The 23,751-nt window shown below is 63.3% G+C and carries 21 protein-coding genes; 11 read left to right on the top strand and 10 right to left on the bottom strand.

The annotated features are described in order from the left end of the window. Positions 1 to 8 precede the first annotated feature (8 nt). Entirely contained in the window at positions 9 to 926 is a 918-nt protein-coding gene (locus Q3C01_RS25350) for an amino acid ABC transporter substrate-binding protein (RefSeq protein WP_458148020.1), read from the top strand. On the opposite strand, the gene Q3C01_RS25345 is transcribed toward Q3C01_RS25350, so the two are convergent. Then, positions 923 to 1,858 carry an ATP-grasp domain-containing protein gene (locus tag Q3C01_RS25345; RefSeq protein WP_458148019.1) on the bottom strand — a complete coding sequence of 312 codons (936 nt, stop codon included), beginning with the start codon at positions 1,856 to 1,858 and terminating at the stop codon, positions 923 to 925. The genes Q3C01_RS25350 and Q3C01_RS25345 overlap by 4 nt on opposite strands. 29 nt (positions 1,859 to 1,887) lie before the next feature. Here Q3C01_RS25345 and Q3C01_RS25340 point away from each other — a divergent pair, with 29 nt between their 5' ends. From Q3C01_RS25340 to Q3C01_RS25325, 4 genes are all read left to right on the top strand, one after another. Further along, positions 1,888 to 2,034: a hypothetical protein gene (locus Q3C01_RS25340; protein WP_458148018.1), complete on the top strand. Its 147-nt coding sequence runs from the start codon at positions 1,888 to 1,890 to the stop codon at positions 2,032 to 2,034. A 193-nt stretch (positions 2,035 to 2,227) separates the two neighbouring features. Beyond that, positions 2,228 to 3,001 carry a ferredoxin--NADP reductase gene (locus tag Q3C01_RS25335; protein ID WP_458148017.1) on the top strand — a complete coding sequence of 258 codons (774 nt, stop codon included), beginning with the start codon at positions 2,228 to 2,230 and terminating at the stop codon, positions 2,999 to 3,001. A 512-nt stretch (positions 3,002 to 3,513) separates the two neighbouring features. Further along, a complete protein-coding gene (locus Q3C01_RS25330; protein ID WP_458148054.1) occupies positions 3,514 to 5,139 on the top strand; it encodes an FMN-binding glutamate synthase family protein in 1,626 nt (541 codons plus the stop codon). Positions 5,140 to 5,245: 106 nt separating this feature from the next. Beyond that, entirely contained in the window at positions 5,246 to 5,533 is a 288-nt protein-coding gene (locus tag Q3C01_RS25325; protein WP_458148016.1) for a hypothetical protein, read from the top strand. Between the two features lie 197 nt (positions 5,534 to 5,730). Here the strand turns inward: Q3C01_RS25325 and Q3C01_RS25320 are convergent, their stop codons facing one another. Beyond that, positions 5,731 to 7,029: a hemolysin family protein gene (locus tag Q3C01_RS25320; RefSeq protein WP_458148015.1), complete on the bottom strand. Its 1,299-nt coding sequence runs from the start codon at positions 7,027 to 7,029 to the stop codon at positions 5,731 to 5,733. A gap of 213 nt (positions 7,030 to 7,242) precedes the next feature. On the opposite strand from Q3C01_RS25320, the gene Q3C01_RS25315 reads away from it, so the two are divergent. Next, on the top strand, positions 7,243 to 9,318 hold the full coding sequence (locus Q3C01_RS25315) for a methyl-accepting chemotaxis protein (RefSeq protein WP_458148014.1): 2,076 nt from the start codon (positions 7,243 to 7,245) through the stop codon (positions 9,316 to 9,318). 227 nt (positions 9,319 to 9,545) lie between these two features. On the opposite strand, the gene Q3C01_RS25310 is transcribed toward Q3C01_RS25315, so the two are convergent. The 8 genes from Q3C01_RS25310 to Q3C01_RS25275 form a co-directional block, all read right to left on the bottom strand. Beyond that, positions 9,546 to 10,085 (bottom strand): TadE/TadG family type IV pilus assembly protein, encoded by a 540-nt coding sequence (locus Q3C01_RS25310; RefSeq protein ID WP_458148013.1) that lies wholly within the window; start codon positions 10,083 to 10,085, stop codon positions 9,546 to 9,548. A 17-nt stretch (positions 10,086 to 10,102) separates the two neighbouring features. Next, positions 10,103 to 10,663: a TadE/TadG family type IV pilus assembly protein gene (locus tag Q3C01_RS25305; protein ID WP_458148012.1), complete on the bottom strand. Its 561-nt coding sequence runs from the start codon at positions 10,661 to 10,663 to the stop codon at positions 10,103 to 10,105. A gap of 11 nt (positions 10,664 to 10,674) precedes the next feature. Continuing rightward, positions 10,675 to 12,222, bottom strand: coding sequence for a TadE/TadG family type IV pilus assembly protein (locus tag Q3C01_RS25300; RefSeq protein ID WP_458148053.1), 1,548 nt, complete (start codon positions 12,220 to 12,222; stop codon positions 10,675 to 10,677). A gap of 317 nt (positions 12,223 to 12,539) precedes the next feature. Beyond that, entirely contained in the window at positions 12,540 to 13,844 is a 1,305-nt protein-coding gene (locus Q3C01_RS25295; protein WP_458148011.1) for an ABC transporter ATP-binding protein, read from the bottom strand. Between the two features lie 13 nt (positions 13,845 to 13,857). After that, positions 13,858 to 15,591 carry an ABC transporter permease gene (locus Q3C01_RS25290; protein ID WP_458148010.1) on the bottom strand — a complete coding sequence of 578 codons (1,734 nt, stop codon included), beginning with the start codon at positions 15,589 to 15,591 and terminating at the stop codon, positions 13,858 to 13,860. 37 nt (positions 15,592 to 15,628) lie between these two features. Then, positions 15,629 to 17,572: a carbohydrate porin gene (locus Q3C01_RS25285; RefSeq protein ID WP_458148052.1), complete on the bottom strand. Its 1,944-nt coding sequence runs from the start codon at positions 17,570 to 17,572 to the stop codon at positions 15,629 to 15,631. Between the two features lie 430 nt (positions 17,573 to 18,002). Then, on the bottom strand, positions 18,003 to 18,266 hold the full coding sequence (locus tag Q3C01_RS25280; RefSeq protein WP_458148009.1) for a hypothetical protein: 264 nt from the start codon (positions 18,264 to 18,266) through the stop codon (positions 18,003 to 18,005). Between the two features lie 139 nt (positions 18,267 to 18,405). Continuing rightward, positions 18,406 to 19,212 carry a creatininase family protein gene (locus Q3C01_RS25275; RefSeq protein WP_458148008.1) on the bottom strand — a complete coding sequence of 269 codons (807 nt, stop codon included), beginning with the start codon at positions 19,210 to 19,212 and terminating at the stop codon, positions 18,406 to 18,408. 126 nt (positions 19,213 to 19,338) lie between these two features. Here Q3C01_RS25275 and Q3C01_RS25270 point away from each other — a divergent pair, with 126 nt between their 5' ends. The 5 genes from Q3C01_RS25270 to Q3C01_RS25250 are packed head-to-tail and all read left to right on the top strand — an operon-like array spanning position 19,339 to position 23,689. Continuing rightward, positions 19,339 to 20,361 (top strand): ABC transporter substrate-binding protein, encoded by a 1,023-nt coding sequence (locus tag Q3C01_RS25270; RefSeq protein ID WP_458148007.1) that lies wholly within the window; start codon positions 19,339 to 19,341, stop codon positions 20,359 to 20,361. 10 nt (positions 20,362 to 20,371) lie between these two features. Next, on the top strand, positions 20,372 to 21,187 hold the full coding sequence (locus Q3C01_RS25265; protein WP_458148006.1) for an ABC transporter ATP-binding protein: 816 nt from the start codon (positions 20,372 to 20,374) through the stop codon (positions 21,185 to 21,187). After that, positions 21,184 to 22,005 (top strand): ABC transporter permease, encoded by an 822-nt coding sequence (locus tag Q3C01_RS25260; protein ID WP_458148005.1) that lies wholly within the window; start codon positions 21,184 to 21,186, stop codon positions 22,003 to 22,005. The genes Q3C01_RS25265 and Q3C01_RS25260 overlap by 4 nt, the downstream gene beginning before the upstream one ends. Continuing rightward, a complete protein-coding gene (locus tag Q3C01_RS25255) occupies positions 22,005 to 22,997 on the top strand; it encodes a 2-hydroxyacid dehydrogenase (RefSeq protein WP_458148004.1) in 993 nt (330 codons plus the stop codon). Before Q3C01_RS25260 ends, Q3C01_RS25255 begins: the two co-directional genes overlap by 1 nt. Continuing rightward, positions 22,994 to 23,689 (top strand): AprI/Inh family metalloprotease inhibitor, encoded by a 696-nt coding sequence (locus Q3C01_RS25250; RefSeq protein ID WP_458148003.1) that lies wholly within the window; start codon positions 22,994 to 22,996, stop codon positions 23,687 to 23,689. The genes Q3C01_RS25255 and Q3C01_RS25250 overlap by 4 nt, the downstream gene beginning before the upstream one ends. Positions 23,690 to 23,751: the final 62 nt, after the last annotated feature.

Below are 23,751 nucleotides of genomic sequence, written 5' to 3'. Positions count from 1 at the left end.
AGCGCGTCATGCGCCTGACATCGGCGATATCGGCAGGCCTGTTGCTGGCATGCGCGCTGGCAACCGGCGCCTCTGGGCAGACCGGTGGCAGTGAAGGGCTGAGCCCGACGTTGTCAGCCATCAAGAGCAATCACGTCGTGCGGCTTGGCTATCGCGAAAGCTCGCCGCCGTTCTCCTTCCTCGACCAGGCGGGCCGGCCGATCGGCTACAGCCTCGAGCTCTGCGAGGCGATCGTGGAGGAGATCGGCGTCGAGGTCGACGATCCCGATCTCAAGATCGAGTACGTCAAGGTCACCTCGGACGACCGCATCGACGCCGTGCTTCAGAACAAGATCGATCTCGAATGCGGATCGACCACGGCCAATGCCGAGCGCGCCAAGCGTGTCGCGTTCTCACCGCTGATGTTCGTTGCCGGCACCAAGCTGATGGTGCCAAAGGCGTCCGCCGTGTCTGCCGTCACCGACCTCAAGGGCAAGACGGTGGTGGTGACCAAGGGCACCACCAACGAGCAGGCGATGCATGCGGCCGACAAGAAGTTTTCACTCGGCCTCAACATCATCGCCTCGCCCGATCACGAGCAGTCGTTCCAGATGCTGGCTGATGGCAAGGCTGACGCGTTCGCGACCGACGACATCCTGCTCTACGGCCTGATCGTGCGCCACAAGGCGCAGGACAAGTTCCGCGTCACCGGCGACTATTTGTCCTACGACCCCTACGGCATCATGTTCCGCAAGGGCGAGCCACAGCTCTCGGCCGTGGTCGAGCGCACCTTCCGCAAGCTCGGCTCCAACCACGACCTCGTCCCACTCTACAACAAATGGTTCGTGGCAAGGCTTCCGACCGGCGAGCGGCTCAACGTGCCGATCTCGCTGCAACTCGAGGAAGCCTTCAAGGCAATGGACGACTCGCCGGGCGCGAACAATTAGCGCGCTCGCACTTCCCCGCCAAACACCCGATCCAGCGCCGCGTCGTACGTCGCCTGCACCAGGTCCGGATACAATTTCCCCAGCACCTCCATCATCACGCCGGAGTTGATCTCCAGCACCTGCCACGCGTCATCGGCGCGGACGAGGTCGATGGATGCGAAGGTGATGCCGATGGCACGGGCGGCGTCGATGGCGAGCTTGGCGCAGACGGCGCGGATCTCGCCGTCCGCGATGAGGACGGGCCTTGCGCCGGCATCGAGATTGTGACGCCAGGTGAGGACGCGTCGCTGGCCCCTTGGCACGATGGTGGCCAGTTCGCGCGCGTCGAGCTCGTCGAGCTTGACCTGGGGCACCGCGCCCGCCAGTTCGCGCAGCGTCTGCACGCCGTCGCCGACCACCGACGGCCGCTTCTTGCCATAGACCGCCATCGGCGTCTCATCGAGGAGAATGACCCGGACCTCGTCCTGGATCTCGACATAGGGTGAGATCACCAGGCCGAGGCTCATTGCGAAGATTTCGCTCACGGCGCGTTCGAGTTCGGCGCTGCTCATCACCTTGAGGACTGACCGGCCGGCCGTGCCCTCGTTTGGCTTCACCACGAGCCCCTGCGGGTTCTGCATCAAGAGCCGAAGCATGGCTTCCCACCAGCGCGGTCCGGCGACGTGCTCGCCCAGCTTCGGATTGAGGAAGAGGTGATGGGCGATAGAGGGTACGCCTGCCAGCGCGAGCACCTCTGATGTAACTGATTTGTCGTTGGCGAGGCGATGCGCAATGGCGCTGTTGAGACCGACGTCGTAGCCGAAGGCGAAGCGGCGGGTCTCGCCCCGCTCCATCGCGATCAGCCAGCCGTCCGCGCGCACGTCGATGGCGATGCCGTGCCGCGTGCAATAGCTCCGTATTGCCTGGACGAATATCCGTTCATTACTTGGCATCATGCTTGTCCCGCCAAAAGAGTCGCTTCATGCCGGAAATCGGCGGTCTGCCATCGCCAAAAGCAGAGCTATTCTTAATGAATTTCTCGCGAGCCAAATGGAAATTAAGTGCTGCCTTGCGAGCCATTTGGGCAAAGAAATTGCTGCAATGCGGCCTGGAAAGAGAAAATCGTTAATTGTTCTGACAAATCAACGGGAAATGCCGGTTTGATCGGCATCAATTGCTGCGCAAACAAGGTTGATTATTGATCTCAATGGCGTACATCAACCACGCGAGATCATCCGCCATGACAGTGGTGTTCGCCCCGCGTTGAAGGGGCCGGGCAACCCTTTTGTTCAAAACCGCATAGATTCGGAATATCGAAACACATGAGCGCGTTTTATCGAGAGAAGGTCCTTTCCGTCCAGCACTGGACCGATACCCTGTTCAGCTTCCGCGCCACCCGCGATACCGGCTTCCGGTTCCAGAACGGCCAGTTCGCCATGATCGGCCTCGAAGTGGACGGCCGTCCGTTGCTGCGCGCCTACAGCATGGCGAGCGCCAATCACGAGGAAGAGCTCGAGTTCTTCTCGATCAAGGTTCAGGACGGCCCGCTCACTTCGCGCCTCCAGAAGATCAAGGAAGGCGACACCATCCTGGTCGGCCGCAAGGCGACCGGCACGCTCGTCGCCGACAACCTCATTCCCGGCAAGCGGCTTCTTCTGCTGTCGACCGGCACTGGTCTTGCGCCGTTCGCGAGCCTGATCAAGGACCCCGACGTCTATGACCGGTTCGAGACCATCGTGCTGGTTCACGGTTGCCGCCAGGTCTCGGAACTCGCCTATGGCGAGCAGCTCGTCGCCACCTTGCGCGATGACGAATTGTTCGGGCCGATTCTCTCCGAGAAGCTCGTCTATTATCCGACCGTGACTCGCGAGCCGTTCCGCAACCGCGGCCGCATCACCGACCTCATCAACTCCGAGCAGCTCTTCAACGACATCGGGCAGGCTCCGCTCGACATCGCAACCGACCGTATCATGATGTGCGGCAGCCCCGCGATGCTCGAAGAGCTCCGTAGCATGTTCGAGGGCCGCGGCTTCACTGAGGGCTCCGGCAGCGAGCCAGGCCATTTCGTGATCGAAAAGGCCTTCGTGGAGCGCTAAGTTCCACGTCGCGAGTGGCGCTTCAGCCGCGCCCCATCTCACCATCGTCATCCCGGGGCGCGCAAGGGGCGAGCCCGGGATCCATAACCCTAGGCAGGAGTTTTGGCGCGAGACGGTGGTGACCCATCTTCGCCAAACTCAATCCTGTAGTTATGGGTCCCGGGCTCGCGCGGAGCCTGTCATCGGGCCGCGCTTCGCGCGGACCCGGTGGCGCGTCCCGGGACGACAGTTGAGTTTGTGGCGACACTTGCGGCGCCACAATCAGTCTCGAACACAGTTCGGGCACTTCCGCTGCCCCATTTCACTCCCGTCTATTGCACTGCAGTAGCCTGCCCACCCGGCGATTGATTTGCGCCGGGCGAATTCGTTAGCCTGAAACGCAGGCTGCGTCATATCCGTATGAAGGCGCAGGCGTATAGTAAGTATCCCGTCAGCCCGACGATGAGGATGTGATCGTGTCCAACGTCAACAAAGCACACAACCAGCCCAGGGGACCTCTCGAACAGGGTGTCATGGAGACGCTGCTGCTCCCGTTCTCGCCGCGCTTCATCGTGCTGACGATCTGCGCGGTCGTCACCGCGCTCCTGATCGGCTTCGGCATCGCCGATCGCAAGATTTTCGACCTCCTCATCATTCCCATCGTGATCTTCGGCGGGCTCACCCTGCTCGGCGTCCGCGATCTCCTGCAGAAGGGCCACGCGGTCCTTCGCAACTACCCGATCTCGGCGCATATGCGCTTCCTGCTCGAGGAAATTCGCCCGGAGATGCGGCAGTATTTCTTCGAGAGCGAGAAGGACGGCATGCCGTTCTCGCGCGACACCCGCGCAGTGGTCTACCAGCGCGCCAAGATGCAGCTCGACAAGCGACCCTTCGGCACACAGGAGGATGTTTATCGCGAGGGCTATGAATGGATGCATCACTCGGTCTCGCCGAAGACGCGGGCCGATGAGAAATTCCGTATCACCATCGGCGGCCCGGACTGCGCGAAGCCTTACTCCGCCTCGGTGTTCAACATCTCGGCCATGAGCTTTGGCGCGCTCAGTCCCAATGCCGTGCGCGCGCTGAATGCCGGCGCCAAGAGAGGCGGCTTCGCGCACGACACCGGTGAGGGCGGGGTCAGCCCCTATCACCGCGAGATGGGCGGCGACATCATCTGGGAGATCGGCTCGGGCTATTTCGGCTGCCGTCACCTCGACGGCACCTTCGATCCGGACGCCTTCGCAAGAGTGGCAACCGAAGACCAGATCAAGATGGTCGAGCTCAAGATCAGCCAGGGCGCCAAGCCCGGTCATGGCGGCGTGCTGCCGGCGGCCAAGGTGTCCGAAGAGATTTCAAAGATCCGCGGCGTCAACATGGGCGAGGACTGCATCTCGCCGGCCTCGCACCGCGCCTTCTCCACCCCGATCGGGATGATGCAGTTCATCGCCGAGATGCGAAAACTCTCCGGCGGCAAGCCGGCCGGCTTCAAGCTGTGCATCGGCCACACCTGGGAGTTCCTGGCGATCTGCAAGGCCATGCTGGAGACCGGCATCTATCCGGACTTCATCGTCGTCGACGGCAATGAAGGCGGCACCGGCGCTGCGCCGCTGGAGTTCATGGATCATCTCGGCATGCCGATGCGCGAGGGCGTCAACTTCGTGCACAACGCGCTGGTCGGCATCAACGCGCGCGACCGCATCAAGATCGGTGCGTCGGGCAAGGTCGCGACCGCTTTCGACATGGCGCGCGCCATGGCGATCGGCGCCGACTGGTGCAATTCGGCGCGCGGCTTCATGTTCTCGCTCGGCTGCATCCAGTCCCTGAGCTGCCACACCGACCGCTGTCCGACCGGTGTCGCCACGCAGGATCCGACGCGCGCACGGGCGCTCTACGTGCCGCTCAAGATCGACCGCGTCCACAACTACCACCATGCGACACTGCACTCGCTCTCCGAGCTGATCGCCGCGGCCGGCCTCGAGCACCCGCAGGAGCTGCGCCCGATCCACTTCACGCAGCGCACCGCGACCACCGAGGTGAAATCATTCGCGCAGCTCTATCCGGCGCTGCGGCCGGGGGAGTTGCTCGAAGGCACCGAAGACCCGCGCTTCCGCGATGCCTGGCGGATGGCGCGGGCGGATTCGTTCCAGCCGGTTCTGTGAGGGTCCGGCCCGGTTCGCGCCCGGCACGTTGCAACTCCTACGCACGATCCGCATTGCCATCGAACGCGCAGAAGCACCTGGTCGGCGCGTCGAGCCGGGAGAGATCATGAGAACAGCGAGCATGGCCGCTTTGCTCTGGCTTGCGCTATCGGCCATGGCCACGGCGCAAGGCGGAGGATATCCAGCAAGTCCGTCGCACGCCGTCGTCGGCACAACGGCGGACGGCACCCCACGCTACGGCCGCGAACCGCGGACGGAGCAGGGCACTTCGTCGAATACCGTGGGCTACAGCGGTGCGTTCGATAGCAACGGCAAGCAGGATCGAACGCCGGACGCGAGCAACAGCGACGACGACGAGAGAACCAACGGCGGCTCTCAAAAGCGCGACAAGTGAAATCGAGAGAGAGGCGCGCTGGTGCCACCAGCACAATCGTCGTCCCGGACAAGCGAGCGCTCATCCGGGACCCATAACCACAGGGAGTGGTGTGGCGCGAGATGCTGGTTAGCCAGTCTTCGCCAAAACTTGATCCTGTGGTTATGGGTCCCGGGCTCGCGCGTCGCGCGCCCCGGGACGACGAGTGGAGAGGCAGCTCACGCCGTCGCCTGCTCACTCCTTCGACTCGCAAGGATCTTGTCGATTCGCCGGCCGTCGAGATCGACGACTTCGAGATGCCAGCCACCGAGGTCGAAGGCGTCGCCGACATGGGGCAGCACGTTGAAGTGTTGCAGCACGAGGCCGGCCACGGTGTTGTAGCGGTGATGCGGCGGCAGCTCGAAGCCGAGCAGCTCACCGAATTCGTCGACCGGCATCCAGCCCGAGACCAGCAGCGAGCCGTCGGCACGCGCGACATAGGCCGGCTCCGGCGGGCCTTCCTCGGAATGGAACGCGCCGACGATGGATTCCAGGATATCGGCTGCGGTGACCACGCCTTCGAAAGCGCCGTATTCGTCGTAGACGAGGCCAATATGCACCGGCGCCGCCTTCAGGATCGCGAGCACGTCGCGCGCATCGGCGGAGGCCGGAATCACCGGCGCGTCGCGCACCAGCGCACGCAGATCGGGCGGGCGCTCGTTCAAATAAGCGACGAGCAGGTCCTTGGCCTGGAGCACGCCGATCGGCTTGTCGCGATCGCCGTCGGACACCGGAAAGCGTGAATGCGGGCTCTTCGACATGATCTCGCGGATCGTCTCCGGCGCATCATTGAGGTCGATCTCGTTGACCTCCGTTCGCGGCGTCATCACGGCGCCGACCGGACGGTCGCCGAGCCGCATCACGCCGGCGATCATCTCCCTCTCGCCGGGTTCGAGCACGCCGGCGTTTTCGGCCTCGCTGACAAGGTGATGGATTTCGTCCTCCGAAACCTTCTCCTCCGCCTTGCCGCCGCGGCCGAGCAGCGTCAGGATCAGCTTGCCGGAGAGATCGAGCACCATCACCAGCGGCAGCGAGATCCTGGCGAGCCAGTCCATCACCGGTGCGACCTTGACCGCGATGCTTTCGGGATCGCGCAGCGCCACCTGCTTGGGCACGAGCTCGCCGACGATCAGCGTCGCGTAGGTGATCAGCGTCACCACGATGCCGACGCCGACGATGTCGGCAATGCCGGACGAGAGGCCAAGCTCGACCAGCCATTGCGACAGCCGCTGCCCGAGCGTCGCGCCCGAGAACGCGCCTGACAGCACGCCGACCAGCGTGATGCCGATCTGCACCGTCGAGAGAAACTTTCCGGGATCGGACGCCAGCGCCAGCGCGCGCTCGGCGCCGCGCACCCCCTTGGCCGCCAGCATCGAGAGCCGGGCCGGGCGCGAGGAGACGACCGCCAGCTCCGACATGGACAGGAGGCCATTGACGACGATGAGGCAGACGACGATGGCGAGTTCAAGCGAAAGCATCGGTGTTCCGGGTTAGGCGCGCGGTGACTACCTCATATAAGCATTCGGCGAGCAAATGCCCGGGAATTCCGTCGCACCTTCGCGCTGCAGTGGCATTGAGGCCAGTTACGACCACTCCGCGGAACTGCGGTTGTTGGGGGAGCCTTACTTAACGGCGCCTTAGTGTCTGCCGGCTAATTTCCGATATCTAGAGAAATGTCTATGGGGATCGGGATGCGGATCGGGAGGCTGTTCGCACTGTCGATGCTGTCGGTGACAGTCTTCGCGGTCATCCTCGGCGCCGAGGTGCTGGTGCCCCAGACGCGCATCTATGCCGACCGTTCCCAGGCCATCAAGGCCGTCGATGCCTTTGGCGCGGTCCTCATGGTCAGTCAGTACGTTGCCGGCTATCGCGCACCCTACATCACGCCGATCTTCCAGGAGGCTCCTGCGACGCCGGCCCAGCTCGAGGCCACCGCGAAAGCCGCGAAGGCTGCGGATACGGCGTTCGAGAACGCAAGGCGGGCGATCATTGCGCTGGATGATGGCGCAGCGCTGGTCGAGACTCTCGACCGGGCCGCGAGCCGCTTGAAAGAAACCCGCACGGTGGCGGACCGCGCCATGAGCGTTCCCCTGAGCGCACGCGATGGCGCCGCGATCAAGGGTTTCCTGCCTGGCGTCGGCGAGGTGATTACCGCCATCGAACCGATCATGAACCGGCTCGAGGCGAAGGTGGTGAACGCCGACTCCTCGCTCGCGGCGCTGCTGAACGTGGCCCGCACGGCGCAGGATTTGCGCGTCTCGGCCGGCAGCCGCGCCGCCACGCTGTCGCCCGCTATCAGCGCCCACCGCCCGCTGACGGTGGCTGAATTCTCCGTGATGGACCGCATGCAGGGACGCGTAGAGGCGGACCGCGAGCGCATCGAGGCCGGCATCGATCAGCTCGGAAATCCGCCTCGCATCGCCAAGGCGTTCAGGGACGCAACCGAGGCCTATTTCGGCCGCGCGGCGCTCGTGGTCGAGAAGGCGATGCCCGCGGCGCGGAGCGACGGCAAGTTCGGTCTCAGCACCGATGAGCTGGCGGATGCAATCGTGCCGGCCATCCAGATGTTTTTCGGCGTGCGTGACGCTGCGCTGGCGGAGGCGGCCGACCGCGCCTCCGCGGCCCGTGACGGCGCGCTGGCGATGCTGGCACTCGCCGGCATCGCGGTGCTGGCGCTGCTCGGCATGCTCTCCGGCGTGACCGTGATGCTGCGCAGCCGCGTGGTGACGCCGCTTGCGAGGCTTGCGGACGTGATCGGCGCTCTTGCCGCAGGCAGGCACGCGGTCGAGATTCCCGCGAGCGGGCGCCAGGACGAGATCGGCCAGGTAGCCGGCTCGCTTCAACACTTCAAGGATTCGCTGATCGCCAAGGCCGCCGCCGACGAGGCGGCCGGCGTCGAAGCGGAGGTGAAGCTCAAGCGCGGGCAGCGCATGGACCGGATCGCCCGCGAGTTCGAAGCCCTGATCGGTAACGTCGTCAACACCGTCTCGTCGGCTTCAACCGAGCTGGAAGCCTCGGCCGGAACGCTGACGCGGACAGCCGAGCAGTCCGAGCAGGTCACGGCCAACGTCGCGGCCGCATCCGAGCAGGCTTCCACCAACGTGCAGACCGTCGCTGCGGCGGCCGAGGAGATGGCCTCATCGGTCGATGAGATCAGCCGTCAGGTCCAGGATTCCGCCCGCATCGCCAGCGAGGCGGTTCGGCAGGCCGAGCAGACCAACGGTCATGTCGGCGAGCTCGCCAAGGCTGCCGGCCGCATCGGTGACGTCGTCGAGCTGATCAGCCAAATCGCAGGCCAGACCAATCTTCTGGCGCTCAACGCCACGATCGAAGCGGCGCGCGCCGGCGAGGCCGGGCGCGGCTTCGCGGTCGTCGCATCCGAGGTCAAGGCGCTGGCCGAGCAGACCGCAAAAGCGACCGGCGAGATCAGCCAGCAGATCGCCGGCATCCAGTCCGCGACGCAGGATTCCGTGGGCGCCATCAAGGCGATTGGCGACACCATCACCCGCATGTCCGAGATCGCCTCCGCCATCGCCTCGGCGGTCGAGGAGCAGGGCGCCGCAACGCGCGAAATATCCCGCAACGTGCAGCAGGCGGCGCGCGGCACCCAGCAAGTCTCCGTCAACATCGTCGAAGTGCAGCACGGCGCAAGCCAGACCGGATCGGCCTCCGCCAACGTGCTCGCTGCAGCGAAGTCGCTCTCGGGCGAGAGCGGCCGCCTCAAGCTCGAGGTCGGCAAATTCCTCGATGCGTTCCGGGCCGCGTAACAGCACGTTCGCGGGTGTTGCGAAATCGTGCTCGCGGGCGCCGTGCCGGCATCGCGGAGGTCGACGAGATCGATCTCAACGACGCGCCCGCGACTATTCTTCCATCTACATCGGACGTCGAGGCGGTGCTTGGACTTCGCGGCTCTCTTGCCATTCCTCCAGCGCGCTTGCGGCATTCGATTTGTTGCCGGAGGTGCTCGTGTCGGCCAGCCTCGGCTGGCGATCTTTCAGCTGCACGGATACTGCACGGCCGAGGAAACGCGCGGATACAGGTAATAGCTCTCGCTGATCGGGATAGTCCCGCTGATCGTATAACCAAGGTTGGGCGTGTATTGGTACGTGACCTGGCCGAGTATCAACGATACGTTGGCGGGCGAGGGAGTGCCGAGGGCCGCTGGCAAAGTTACCGTGCCGCTCAGCGGAGTCCCGTTGAGCGCCTTGCTCCAGGTCACGGTCGCATTGCCGCTGGAGTCCGTGGATATTTCGGACACCACTACCGACACAGCCGTGGAAGAATAGGGAGCGGAGGAATAGGGAGCGATCGTCGCCGCCGACGCACCAAGCATGGTGCTCAGCGATGAGTCGGTGACGCATGCGTTTCGTGACACCAGGTCCGCCACCGTGTGGGCGGTTTCGCTGACCTTGACGCTGATCGCGAGCCCGTTCCCGAGTTCGACGCCGCCCACATAGAGCACCAGCATGAACGGCACCACGATGGCGAATTCCACCGCGGCCACGGCGCGGGTGTCGACCCATAAGTTCCGCACGTGATGAAGCCTCCGGCTCATGAGTTGACGAAGGCCTCGTTCATGAACGCCGTGGTTGCCATGATCAGGCGGCTGCCATTCGACTGGTTCGCCAGATTGAAGCCGAGTGGACCCAGGTAAACCGGCCACAGATACATCACCCGCACGACGACGATGTCGCCCTGATTGCCGGGGCTGTATTGCCAGGTGTTCGTCACGTTTCCTTGGGCGTCGTAGGTCAGGGTTGGCATGCCCGTGTTCGCCGAACTCCACGCGCTGGCAACCTGGACGTCGACCATCAGGCCTTTGCAGTCGAACAGGATCACAACGTTGGAGCAGACCGCGCTGGCAAACTGGGCCTGGGTCATGCTCTGGGCCTGCGCCTGCCCCGTCAGGATCGCCCGGCTCGATTGGTTCACCACCTGTTCCAGGAGTTGTTGAGCGAAGAAAACAAGGAAGGTCTGGATGATGGCGAGCAGCAAAGCGATGAACGGTGCGCCGACCAGCGCGAACTCGACCGCGGTTGCGCCCTTCCGGTCGGCAAGGAACGCACGCCAGCGGCGGCGTTTGGTTGTGGGCGCGGCGTGCGTGGCGGTCATGACTGCTTTCTCTACTGAGTCAGGCGGGGGTTGGACGCGACCTTGAGGAACAGAGCCTGGAGTGCGGCCGTGATGTCGTCGTTCTTCGTCACCTTTTGGTACAAATCGGTCGACGAGGCGCAGGATTGCAGATTTGTCTCGATCTGGCTGGTCGAGCCGGTGGACGTGCCGTTGAAGGGGTAGATCCAGGTATCGTACCACTGGTTGGATTTATGGAGCGCCGAGTCGTCATATTCGGTGTAAAGCACCGCGATGCGGATCTTCTTGTTCTTGATGGTGGTGCAGATCGTGGGGTCGAGCGGCTGCTGGCAGCGCTTGCCACTGAGCGTCTTGTTGCAGGATTTCGTGTACGCGTCGGTCGTAGTCATCACGTCCTCAACGCCATCGGTCACGAGGAAGACCACTTCCTGTGGCGTATCGTTAGCGACGTTGGTGCCATTGCCCGGAGTCGGCATGATCTTGTTGAGAGCGTTCAATGCGCCCGCGATGCTGGTGTCGGCGTCGCTATTATTGTTCGTCGATGTCAGCCAGTTGTTCTTGTAGACCGGCAGGACCGCAATGCTGCTGGCTGCACTCTGGATGGTCGCTACCGTGTAGCTGGTCGTCGAGGCGGGCGTCACGGGAGTTTGCACCACCCCGGGTTTTCCGTTGGGCGCGAAGATTGGCGAGCTGCTGTTCAACTGATAATCGAACGTATAGATCGCTACCCCGTAAGTGTTTCGATTGGTGGTCGATACGCTTTGGGCGGTATTCATCAGGGCTTGGACTGCCTGCGTTACACGATCGATGCGCAACGTGAGGCCAAGATTGCGCGCAAGCTGGTAGTTATCAATCCCGCCTGGATTGCCCAGATTGTCCGCAGCAGGGTTGGTTTCGTGGCATGCGAACCCGCACCCTTTGGTCCCGTTTGAGTCGACCTGCTTTTGCGTGTTGGCGATCAGCGTGCTGATATCGGTCGATGTGGCGCCGATCGCCATGGAAGGCGAGTCGTCCAGCAAGAGATAGAAGTTGATATTGGGTGCGCCCTGGTTGCGTGCCGTTGACGCACCTGCGAACGGCCAGCTGGCCTGCTTGAGCAGGTTCGGAAAGGCGTTGGTCGCGGTCCCGTTGTAGCAAATCTGGACGTTGCGAACGACCTGGTTGTTTGAGTTGACAGGGTCAGCATAGACTGAGTCCACGCCGGTGGCGGGGGGGGAGGGGCAGGCGGCGTAGGTACAATAGCCCGTTGTGGAATTGGGGCTGCTGCAATTGACCGCGACCGTGACAGTTGGCTGTCCCGCCAGGTTGTTGTTGCTCACCAGGCTATTCGCGGTGATGTTGAAAACGTTTTTCGCTGCGGTCTGGGCCGCCGTCGGGCTCTGCTGCATCATCGCCGAGGTGACGGTCGCGACGGCGGCAGCGTCGGCGGCGGCGTCGAGGTCGACCTTCATGTGCTGCGTATGAGTGTAGTCCAGCGCCATGCCCAGCAGAAAGACGGTCGGAACCATCACAAGTGCAAAGATCACCGCAACGTTGGCCTTGCGATCTCTGGCAAAACGATACAACCGAGCGCGGAGCATGATCTTCACCCTAATCGCCGTGGGTCCCGGCAGAGGCAATTTCTCTGGTCTATCAAGGATCGAGGACCGGGTAGCGTGACCGGGCAACCTCTGCCGACCTCTCGGCAGGGGGGAACTTTGAAGATCGCCTGTTAAGTAAAGCTTACGCGGATCGCGTGAACATGGGTCGCCGAAAATCCGCCGTTGCCGGATCGAGCAGCATCATTAACGAAGGCTAAACGCAGCCAGGAAAACCGAGAGAGGGAGAACGCTGCTTTCGACGATGCGATGCCGTTGAAGGCGATGCTTCGCGCAGTGTCGTCGCTCAATGAGAACGGTTAACCAGGATTCTCCAGGCTGAACGTCTCGGACTGCTCGTCATAGGCGAATAGCTCGGCGTAACGGCCCCATGACACAACCGTCTTGAGCGTCTCGTCCGCATAATCCTCGGACATGTAGTCTTCGAGCTCGTTGCGGAAGCGCGCCGAGGGCGCAGTGTGCGAGGGACGTTCATCGAGGACGCGGCGGATCAGTCCCATCACCGGCACGTAAGTCACGAGGTGCTCGGCGAACAGCTTCTTGCGCGCATCGGTCTCGAGATTTGCGAACCGCTTGCCGGCTTCGGTCAGCATCAGGTCGCCTTCGCTGAGCTGAGCGAAACGCAGGAGCTGCAGGGATTCGCCGAGGTGCAGGATCTCGTCGGCTTCGAGCTGGAGCTGCCCCGCGATCACCGGCAGGTCGGCGTGCCCATCATAGGGCGGGCCGGCAAGCGTCTCGATCAGGCCCGATAGAACGTTGGAGGAAACGTGATGCAGAGTCATGCCGACGCCGGAGCCGGGAATGCCTTCGAGCGACGGCGCCTTCGGCTCGGCGCGCTGGGTCATGCGGGCATAGATGCTGTCGACGAGCTGGCGGAAATGCGGATCGAGACGGTTGCGCGGATGCTTCAGCTCGACCTTGATCTCGGCGGCGACGCGCCCTGGATTGGAGGAGAACACCAGGATGCGATCGCACATCAGCACCGCTTCCTCGATATTATGCGTCACCATCAGCACGGATTTGATCGGCAGGCGGCCCTCGATCCAGAGATCGATCAGGTCGGTGCGCAGCGTCTCGGCTGTTAGCACGTCGAGGGCGGAGAACGGCTCGTCCATCAGCAGCAGGTCCGGGTGCACCACCAGCGCGCGGGCGAAGCCGACCCGCTGGCGCATGCCGCCGGACAATTCCTTGGGAAAGGCGGATTCGAAGCCGTCGAGGCCGATCAGGTCGATTGCCGCCAGCGCGCGCTTTCGCCTCTCGGCGGCATCGACGCCGAGCGCCTCGAGTCCGAGCTCGACGTTCTGAAGCACGGTCAGCCAGGGAAACAGGGCAAACGACTGGAATACCATGGCTACGCCATTCGGCGGACCGATGATGGTCTCACCCCGGCAGCTTGCACTGCCCGAGGATGGCGTAACGAGGCCCGCAATGATCCGCAGAAGCGTGGACTTGCCGGAGCCCGAGCGGCCGAGCAGGCCGACGATCTCGCCGGAGCGGATCGTCAAGTCGACTTTTTCGAGCACCAGGAGCTGCTCGCCGCTGCCCTTGGGAAAGGACCGGCAGACGCCGCGGATATCGATGAGCGCGGAGGGTTGGTCGAGCATGGTGATCTCCTCATCAACCGAGACGCAGGCGGCGTTCGCCGAAGGCATAGAGCGGCCGCCAGACCAGGCGATTGAACAACGTCACCAGGATGCACATGGTGGCAATGCCGAGCACGACGCGCGGGAAATCGCCGGCCTCCGTCGCGCTGGCGATATAGGCGCCGAGTCCGGCGGCATTGAGATGCGTGTCGCCCCAGCTTGCGACCTCCGCGACGATTGAGGCGTTCCACGAGCCGCCCGACGCGGTTATCGCGCCGGTGACGTAATAGGGGAAGATGCCGGGCAGGATCACCTTGACCCACCACCGCCATCCGCTGAGATGGAAGCTGCTCGCCGCTTCCTTCATATCGCTCGGAAATGCGCTGGCTCCGGCGATGACGTTGAACAGGATGTACCACTGCGTGCCAAGGATCATCAGCGGGCTCAGCCAGACATTGGCGTTCAGCTTGAAGCGGACGATCGCGACCACGAACACGGGAAAAGCAAGATTGGCCGGAAAGGCGGCCAGAAACTGCGCCAGCGGCTGGATCCTCTCGGCGAGTTTCGGGCGAAGCCCGATCCAGACCCCAACCGGCACCCAGATCAGGGTGGCGAGGCTGATCAGCACGGCAACGCGAAGCAGCGTGATGAGACCGTCGCGGATGACGAGGAGAACGTCGGTCGGGCTCAGACTGCTCGAGAGATAGCGATAGGTCAGCCAGGCGGCATAAGCCGTGCCAGCGAGGATGATCGTGACCCAAAGCGTATCGACCAGCCGCGACGGGCCGCTTTTGACTTTGGCCGCGGAGGAGAATGTCGGCAGCGGGATGCGCAGGTTCGAGACCAGGCGGCTCAGCGCCGTAAAAGGCAGCGTCAGCGCGCGCAGTGCCCGCGTGCGGCGGAACAGGTCGAGCATCCAGGAGGTCGGCGCCTCGCCCGAAGCCGTCTGCTCGAAACGGAATTTGTCGGCCCAGGCGACGATCGGGCGGAATAGCAACTGGTCATAAGCGATGATGACGAAGAGCATCGCCAGGATCGCGTAGAAGATGGCGGACAGGTTCTGCTGCTGGATCGCCAGCGCGACATAGGAGCCGATGCCCGGCAGTGTCACGGTGGTATTGCCGACGGTGATGGCTTCCGACGCCACCACGAAGAACCAGCCGCCCGACATCGACATCATCGCGTTCCAGATCAGGCCGGGCATCGCGAAGGGCACGTCGAGCCGCCAGAAGCGCTGCCATCCCGAGAGGTGGAAGCTTTGGGTTGCCTCCTCCAGGTCCTTCGGCACGTTCCGCATCGACTGGTACATGCTGAAGGTCATGTTCCAGGCCTGGCTGGTGAAGATCGCGAACACCGAGGCGAGCTCCGCACCCAGCACCTGACCCGGAAACAGGTTCAGGAAGAAAACGACGGTGAAGGTGAGGAAGCCCAGGATCGGTACCGATTGCAGGATATCGAGCAGCGGGATCATCACCATCTCGGCGCGCCGGCTCTTGGCGGCGATCGCCGCATAGATGAAGGTGAAAATCGTGGAGCAGATGATGGCAAGCAGCATCCGCATCGTCGTACGCAGTGCGTAGAACGGCAAGTTCGACGGATCGAGCGACACCGGCGTACGCTCGAGCTCGGACAGCGGCATTGTGGTCTGCTCGCCGCCATAGACGATCAGCACCATGGCGCCGACGACCAGGATCAGGGCCGCAATGTCCCAAACATTGGGGCGCAGCGCCTGCCCGATCGCGGCGCTACGAAAATCCTGAAGTCTCATGCGGCCCGCCCTTGGCTGGAACGTTGGGCTGGAGTGTTTAGAACTCGGCGTGCAGGCGTCCTGACAGGATCGAGACCGGCCCACGGTCGGCGTTATAGGCCGGGTTTGTGATGAACTGATAGTCGAACGTCAGGGTCGACCACGAATTGAGCTTCCAGGCATAGTAGGCCTCGAGAATTCGCTCGGGGCTGTAGTTGAGTTGGCCGTCGCCGATCAGCAGGCCGGTACCGCCGGCTGCGAGGAAATCGCGATGTGCAGCGGAAAGCCCATTGATCGCACCGCCGATGCCGATCGTATCGTCCGCCCGTCCCCAAGAGCTGCCCTTGATCGACAGTCCGCCGGACAGGCTGCGGTCGACGTCGGTGAAGGACAGAATCTGGTTCTGGCCGTCGTTCCAGCTCGCGCGGGCAAACAGCCCGACGTCCTTGACGATCTGCTGCTCGAGATTGGCGTAGAACCCGTATTTCGTGCGGTCGCGCTGGTTGGCGGTCGCGATGTCGTTGATATCGAGCGCGGGGTTGGCGGCGGCGATCGCGAGCACTTCACGGTAGTTGGCGGTATTGCCACTGTTGTAGAACGCGCCGAGCCGGAGCTTGCCGGGTTGATCGAAGATCGAATGCCGCTCCTCGAATTCGATCACGCTGCCGCCGGTCTTGAAGGTGAGCACGTCGCTGTTGGGCGCTGCCGGGACCTGGAACAGGCCGGCGCGCACCGCCCAGTCCTTGCGGTTGAGCTCGACCACGGCGCCGCGCGTATAGCCCGGCAGGTCGGCAGGAAAGTCGTAGGCCGCCGACTCCCACATCGACCAGTTCATGAAGTCGGCGCGCGGATCGTGCGCGTATGCATTGTTGTCGAAGAAGTCGCCGACGGCGAAGCGGCCGACGATCAGCGTGATGCGGTCGATGTCGCGCTTGCCGGCGAGCTGGTTCGGCCCGTCGGCGACTTCTTCCTGCTCGCCGCCGAGTCCGAACGTCTGCCTGAGATAGTAGCGCTGTGCACGAATCTTCGGGAACGGCGCTCCGGCCTTCTGCGCTTCGCCGTTGGAGAAGCCGGCAAGGCCGAGTGTCCCGTTGAGGCCGAAGCCCTGCGCAAGCTCGGGATTGAAATAGAACTCGCCACCCTCCCAGAGCCGCGCGCCCAGAAATGCCGTGGTGGTCCACGTCGCCTGCAACTGGCCGCCGCCCGGAAGGCTTTGCGGGCTGGCATAGGGCGAGTGGATCGGCCCATAACCCTGCGGCAGGAAAGTTGTTTGTGCGTGGACGTTCCAGTCGTCGGATTCCGGCAGTTTCGTCTTGCCGTTGACGGGCGCCATCCACGGCGTATCGCCGAATTGATAGTTCAGGCCGAGCTTGAACAAATGGATACGCGGGTCGACGTCGACATTGGCGAGGCCAAAGCCGCTTAGATCGTAGGCGTGACGCGCCAGATCGATGTATTCGTACTCGGCCTTTGCCGTCCAATTGCCGCTGACCGCGAACTCGAGCCCAAGTCCTGCGGTCCAGCCGGTCTGGTAATGTCCGACCGGAAACTGCGCGTCGCCGTTCGCGTCGTTGACATTGATGTGGGTGTGCCCCCACGCGAAGCCGCCGGTGACGTACGGCATCAATCGTCCGAACGCGTAGCCGACGCGGCCCCGCACCGTGCCGACATAGTCGATCGTCGTGTTGAAGGGGTGAGGATCGCGTCCCAGCGCGGCCGGATCCAGTGGCCCGGTGAATGTGGCATCCGCCTCGATTCCGAGAACGACGTGATTGGCGAGCTGACGATTATAGCCGAGCTGATAACCGCCGGAGATGCCGGTTGCGCTGTGGGGAAAGATTAGGCCCTGCTCAGGCAGCGGATTGGTGCCGGGCCCGAAGCTCGCATCGCCATAGGCGACGTGGCCGCCGACGTAGAAGCCGGTCCAGTCATAGATTGCCTCCACGGCCGGTGCCTTCAGCGGCAGGTCGGCGGCCCGGCCGTCCACGGGGAGCGCCAGCATGCCGCAGGCGATCGCAGCGGCCGTCTGCAAAAGGCGATGTCGGTGAACTCTCAACGTCAAAACGCACGCCCCCAAGACGCAAATATGCCCACGCCCCGATATCCCTGCCGATTCGTGGCGATCCTGTCATCAGGTGCTTCTCGTTCACTCGATCGAACGAGATGATCGCGGTGCGACGCGATTTCTTCCCAAGTCCCTGAGCCTGCTGCGAACCTTATTGCGAGTAATTCTCAATAGCAACAAGCGCGCAATGTCGCAGAAGATGGTTCGCATCCTTGTGTGACGGGACTGCAACAAAAACACCGACGCCAAAAAAGGATGACCCCGCCCGGGGGGACAACCGGACGGGGTCGGGGCACGACACGGGGTGGATGAGGCGCCCGTGTCGGACGCAGGATCCACTCAGGGATTGGGCCTCAAATACGTAAGATCAGTAGCAAGTGCGGACGCGGCCGAGGTACTGGCCGAAGGCGTCATACTGGGCGACCCAGCCGCAGCGGTGATAGCCGTAGTAATAAGGGTCGTTGCTGGCGGCGATCGCAGTGCCCATGATGGCGGCAGTGGCGATGCCGGCGCCTACACCCCAGCCCCAGCCGAACGGCTTGGCCTGGGCGGTCGCGGTGGTGGACGCAATGCTGGCGGTCACAGTCATGGCCGCGAGAGCAATGGCGGCAATCTTGGTCTTGATCGACATTTCAAACTCCATCCGGCGTGAGGCGGTCCGTTGTGGCCCGCGTGCTCAGTTGGACGGAGGCTTGCGCGTTCGGGTTCGAAGGGTGCCAGGCTGGCTCCTAAACCTGGTCGATAATCCAGGAATCTCAAAGAGATATGAGTTAGGCGAGAGGGCCTGACGCGAGTCTCTTCACGTCGAAGTTATCGACCTCGGCCAGCAGTTCGCAAAACGCACGTGCGCCCCTGTCGACGAGTTGCTCGCCTTTTTCGACGGAGGCCAGTGTCGCGTTGCCGACGGCGCCGCTCAGGTGCAGGTCCTGCGCCTGCCAGGCGAATGGTGCGGGCCGCTGCGTCGACAGCCAGCGATATTGCTGCTCCATCGCGATGCTGCTCGAAGCAAAATCGGCAATCGCATCCTGGCGTACTTCTGACGGATAGCGCGCCAGCATGATCGAGGTCTCGACTGCCCCGCCGTGAATGCCGTGGCGCACTTCGTCGGCGGGAAACAATAGCTCCGCGCCAGAGAGCCGCGACCAGGACGTCGTCACGACGAACAGCTTCTGATGTGCGCGCAGATCCTGCGCCACCAGCATCATCGCCGCGCTGTTGCCGCCATGGCTGGTGACGATGACGAGCTTTCTGGGGCCCGCCCGCGCGACCTCCTCGCCGATTCCCGTCCACCTCTTCAGCGCCACCTCGGTCGGTAGCGTCTGCGTGCCCGGGTAGTCGATATGCTCGGTGGAAATTCCGATCCGCTCGATCCCTAGAAACGTGACAGGAAGGTTTTCGGGCGCGAGCTCGCGCACCCGCGCAAGATATGCCTCGGCGATCAGCACATCCGTTTCGAGCGGCAGATGCGGCCCATGCTGCTCGGTCGCCGCCAGCGGCAAGACCGCGATCCAGCGCGCCGGTTCCGCAAGACCGGTCTCGCTCCAGCGGATATCGGTCCAGTCGCGGGAAGGTCTCATCGTGGTTTCTTTGCGCGAATTTGTAACGTAGTAGTTTGGCGGTCTCGAGGGGACGTGGCCCGACTGGCCGCGTCCCCGAAATTCTTGTGTTTTATCATGGTCCAGAACGATCGACGGAGTCCAATCATGCGCCCCATCCATCTGCGGCGAGCGTTAACGGCAGGCTTGATGGCCGCATGCATCTCGATCCTGCCGGCGCGGGCCGAGACCCTCGACAAGGTCTCCTTCGGCACCAACTGGGTCGCCGAGGCCGAGCATGGCGGCTTCTTCCAGGCGGTCGCCGACGGCACCTACAAGCGCTACGGGCTCGACGTCACCATCGTGCCCGGCGGGCCGAATGAGAACAACCGGATGCTGCTGATCGCCGGCAAGATCGATTTCTTCATGGCCGCCAACACCCTGATGTCGTTCGACGCCGTCACCAACAACGTGCCCGTCGTGACGATCGCCGCGATCTTCCAGAAGGATCCGCAGGTGATGCTGACGCAGCCGGATGCCAAGGTCGCCAAGATCGAGGATCTGAAGCCCCTGACGCTGTTCGTCTCCAAGGAGGGCATGACCAGCTATTTTCAGTGGCTGAAGTCGGAATACGGCTTCAGCGACAAGAACGTGAGGCCCTACAACTTCAATCCGCAGCCCTTCATCGCCAATCCCAAGAGCGCGATGCAGGGCTATGTGACGTCGGAACCCTTTGCGGTGGAGAAGGCTGCGGGCTTCAAGCCCAACGTGCTGCTGCTCGCCGATTACGGCTTTAACACCTATTCCACCCTGATCGAAACCCGCCGCGAGATCGTCGAGAAGAAGCCGGATCTCGTGCAGCGTTTCGTCGATGCCTCGATCGTCGGCTGGTACAACTACATCTATGGCGACAATTCCGCCGGCAACGCCATGATCAAGAAGCTCAACCCGGAAATGACCGACGAGCTGCTCGCCTATTCGGTCGCCAAGATGAAGGAGTACGGCATCGTCGATTCCGGCGAATCCCTGAAGAACGGCATCGGCGCCATGAGCGACGAGCGTTACACCTCCTTCTTCGACAAGATGGTCAAGGCCGGCGTGGTGCGCTCCGACATCGATTATCGCAAGTCCTACACACTACGCTTCGTCAACAAGGGCGTCGGCGTCGAGCTGCGTCCGAGCAACCCGTAAAAGCGAGCCGATGGCGGACGTCAGAGCTTCGTCCGGGGGCGATGTCGGGCTGACGGCGCTGGCCGTCAGTCTGCGCGGCGTGACGAAGGCCTATGACAACGGCGTGATGGCGCTCGGGCCGTTCGACCTTGCCGTCCGCAAGGGCGAGTTCATCTCCCTGCTCGGGCCGTCCGGCTGCGGCAAGTCGACGGCGCTGCGGCTGATCGCGGGCCTGAGCCCGCCAAGCACGGGGGCGGTGCGGGTCTCGCGCCACGAGGGTGTGGCGCGGCCCGGGCATGCCATCGGTTTCGTATTCCAGGAGCCGACGCTGATGCCCTGGACCAGCGTGCGCGAGAACGTGCGGCTGCCGCTGAAGCTTGCGGGCGTCGCCAGGGCCGAGGCGAATGCGCGCGTGGACGAGGCGCTTGCCGGTGTGGGCCTGGCCGATTTTGCCGGAGCCTTTCCGCGCGAGCTCTCCGGCGGCATGAAGATGCGGGTCTCGCTGGCGCGCGCGCTCGTCACCGATCCCGACATCCTCTTGATGGACGAGCCGTTTGCGGCGCTCGACGAGATCACGCGCTTTCGTCTCAACAACGATCTGCTCACGCTGTGGCGGCGCCTGCGCAAGACCGTCGTCTTCGTCACCCATTCGGTGTTCGAATCCGTCTATCTCTCCCAGCGCGTCGTGGTGATGACGGCGCGGCCGGGCCGCGTCCAGGCCGACATCCGGATCGAGACCGTCGAGCCGCGCGGAGAAGAGTTTCGCACCTCCGCAGGGTATGCCGATTATTGCCGCAGGGTGTCGAGCGCGCTCGCGCCGTCCTATTCCGGGCAGTCGGTGCTATGAGCGCAGAGCCCGTCGTCCCGGCAAAGCCTCAGAACCGCGCCTTGCGCGCCGCGCGCTTCGCGCTTCCCCTCGCCGTCTTCGCGGCAGGTCTCATCGCCTGGGAGCTCGCGGTCCGCATCAAGCAGATCCCGCCTTATGTGCTGCCGGCGCCCTCGGCCGTTTTGCTGACTCTCATCAAGGACTGGGCGGTGCTGTCGCAATCGCTTGTCACCACCTTGCTCACTACGCTCGAAGGTTTTATCGCAGCCAGCCTCGGCGGCATCGCGCTCGCGCTGCTGTTCAACCAGTCGAAATGGGTGGAATATTCGCTGTTTCCCTACGCCGTGATTCTCCAAGTGACGCCGGTGATCGCGATCGCGCCGCTGCTCCTGATCTATCTCGACCAGCAAACCGCCGTCGTGGTCTGCGCCTTCATCGTCGCGTTTTTCCCTGTCCTCTCCAACACCACGCTCGGGTTGAATTCGGTCGACCGCAACCTCGCCGGACTGTTCCAGCTCTATGGCGCCTCGAAGCCGCAAACCCTGCGTTTTCTTAAATTGCCCTCGGCCTTGCCCTATGTCCTCGGCGGCCTGCGCATTGCAGGCGGCCTGTCGCTGATCGGCGCCGTTGTCGCCGAGATCGCGGCGGGAACGGCAGGGGCCGGATCGGGCCTTGCCTACCGGATCGCCGAATCCGGCTATCGTCTCAACATACCTCGCATGTTCGCGGCGCTGCTTTTGCTGTCGCTTGCCGGGATTGTCATCTATGGGGTGCTGGCGCTAATTTCCCACCTCGTTTTACGGCGCTGGCATGAAAGCGCCCTTGGAAAGGAAAACTGATGACGGCCGCTTCGATTTCTTCCGAGAAGATCGATCTTCTGATCTATGGGCCGGTGCGGCCGATTCTCGAAAACGGCTTCTCAGACCATTTCGTCGTGCACAAGGCGGAGACGCGGGCCGACCTCGAGCGCCTGACGCCTGCCGTGCGCGAAAGAATCCGCGGTATCGCCGTGACTTACCACACCGTGCGGGCCGACAAGGATTCGCTGTCGCATTTCCCGAAGCTGGAGATCGTGGCGAATTTCGGCGTCGGCTACGATCACGTCGATACGGCGTATGCGCGCGAGCACGATATTGTCGTCACCAATACGCCGGACGTTCTGACGGAAGAGGTTGCCGACGTTGCGATGGGCCTTCTGCTTGCCACCGTGCGCGAATTCATCCCGGCCGACCGCTATGTACGCGCCGGCCTTTGGACGACCCAGAACTATCCGTTGAGCGTCGGCTCGCTGCGCGATCGCAAGGTCGGCATCGTCGGCATGGGCCGGATCGGACAAGCGATCGCGCGCCGGATCGAAGCCTCGCTGGTGCCGGTCGGTTACCACTCGCGCAATCCGTCCAAGGATGTTTCCTACAAGCACTATCCCGATCTGATCGAGATGGCGAAGGCCGTGGACACGCTCATAGTCATCGTGCCAGGCGGCGCCGGCACCAACAAGATGATCAACGCCGATGTATTGAAGGCGCTCGGTCCGCGCGGCGTGCTGGTCAATGTCGCGCGCGGCTCCGTCGTCGACGAGCCTGCGCTGGTTCAGGCGCTGAAATCCGGCACCATCCTTGCCGCCGGTCTCGACGTGTTCGCTGCCGAGCCGAACGTGCCGGATGAGCTCAAGACAATGCAGAATGTCATTCTGCTGCCACATATCGGATCGGCGTCCGTGGTAACGCGGAACGCGATGGACCAGCTCGTGGTCGACAATCTCAAGACCTGGTTTGCCGGCAAGCCGCCGATCACGCCGGTCCCGGAAACCCCTGTGAAGAGTCGCGGATGACACATCTTCGGGTCGGTGCGTGGGCAATCGTCGCGGCGCTGGTCGCCGTGACCAGTGTTGCGCAGGCGCAGGATGCGACGACCCTGAAGAAGGACATGGTCGGGCAGTGGGAGCTGTCCACCACCGAGCGCAGCAAGACCTGCGTGGTGACGCTGAAGGGTGACGCGGCTGGCCAGGCCTCCAAGCTCGAGTTGGAGCCGGCCTGCAAGACCGCGCTGCCTTTCACCAAGGACATCACGGCCTGGAGCATCAAGGGCCTCGACATCGTCCGGCTGCAGGATGCGACCGGCGAATCCGTGATCGACTTCACCGAGGTCGAGGCCGGCATCTTCGAAGGCCTGCGGCAGGGCGAGGGTGTCTACATCCTGCAAAATCTCGCGGCCGCCCGCTCGATGGCCAAGTCGATGGACCAGATGATCGGCGACTGGTCCATTGTGCGCGGCAATGGACAGCCGGTCTGCACGCTCGTGCTGACCAACACCGAAGCCGGTCCCGACAATTTCCAGGTCTTCCTCAAGTCGAAATGCGACGCCGAGATCGCGCAGTTCAACCCGACGCAATGGCGGCTCGAGCGCGGCCAGATCATCCTGATGTCGAAGGCCGGCGAAGCCTGGCAGTTCGAGGCCGACGACAACGCACAATGGCGCCGCGTGCCCGATACCGCCGATCCCCTGATCCTGCTCCGGCAATAGGCCAAAAGGAGCCTTCGTTGGCCGGATGGGCCGGGAACCAGCCGGGTGGAATGGCCGTTGGC

The sequence above is a fragment of the Bradyrhizobium sp. UFLA05-109 genome, assembly GCF_054185165.1.
Note: the sequence above shows the minus strand (reverse complement) of the source record. Positions and strands in the feature narration are given on the sequence as shown.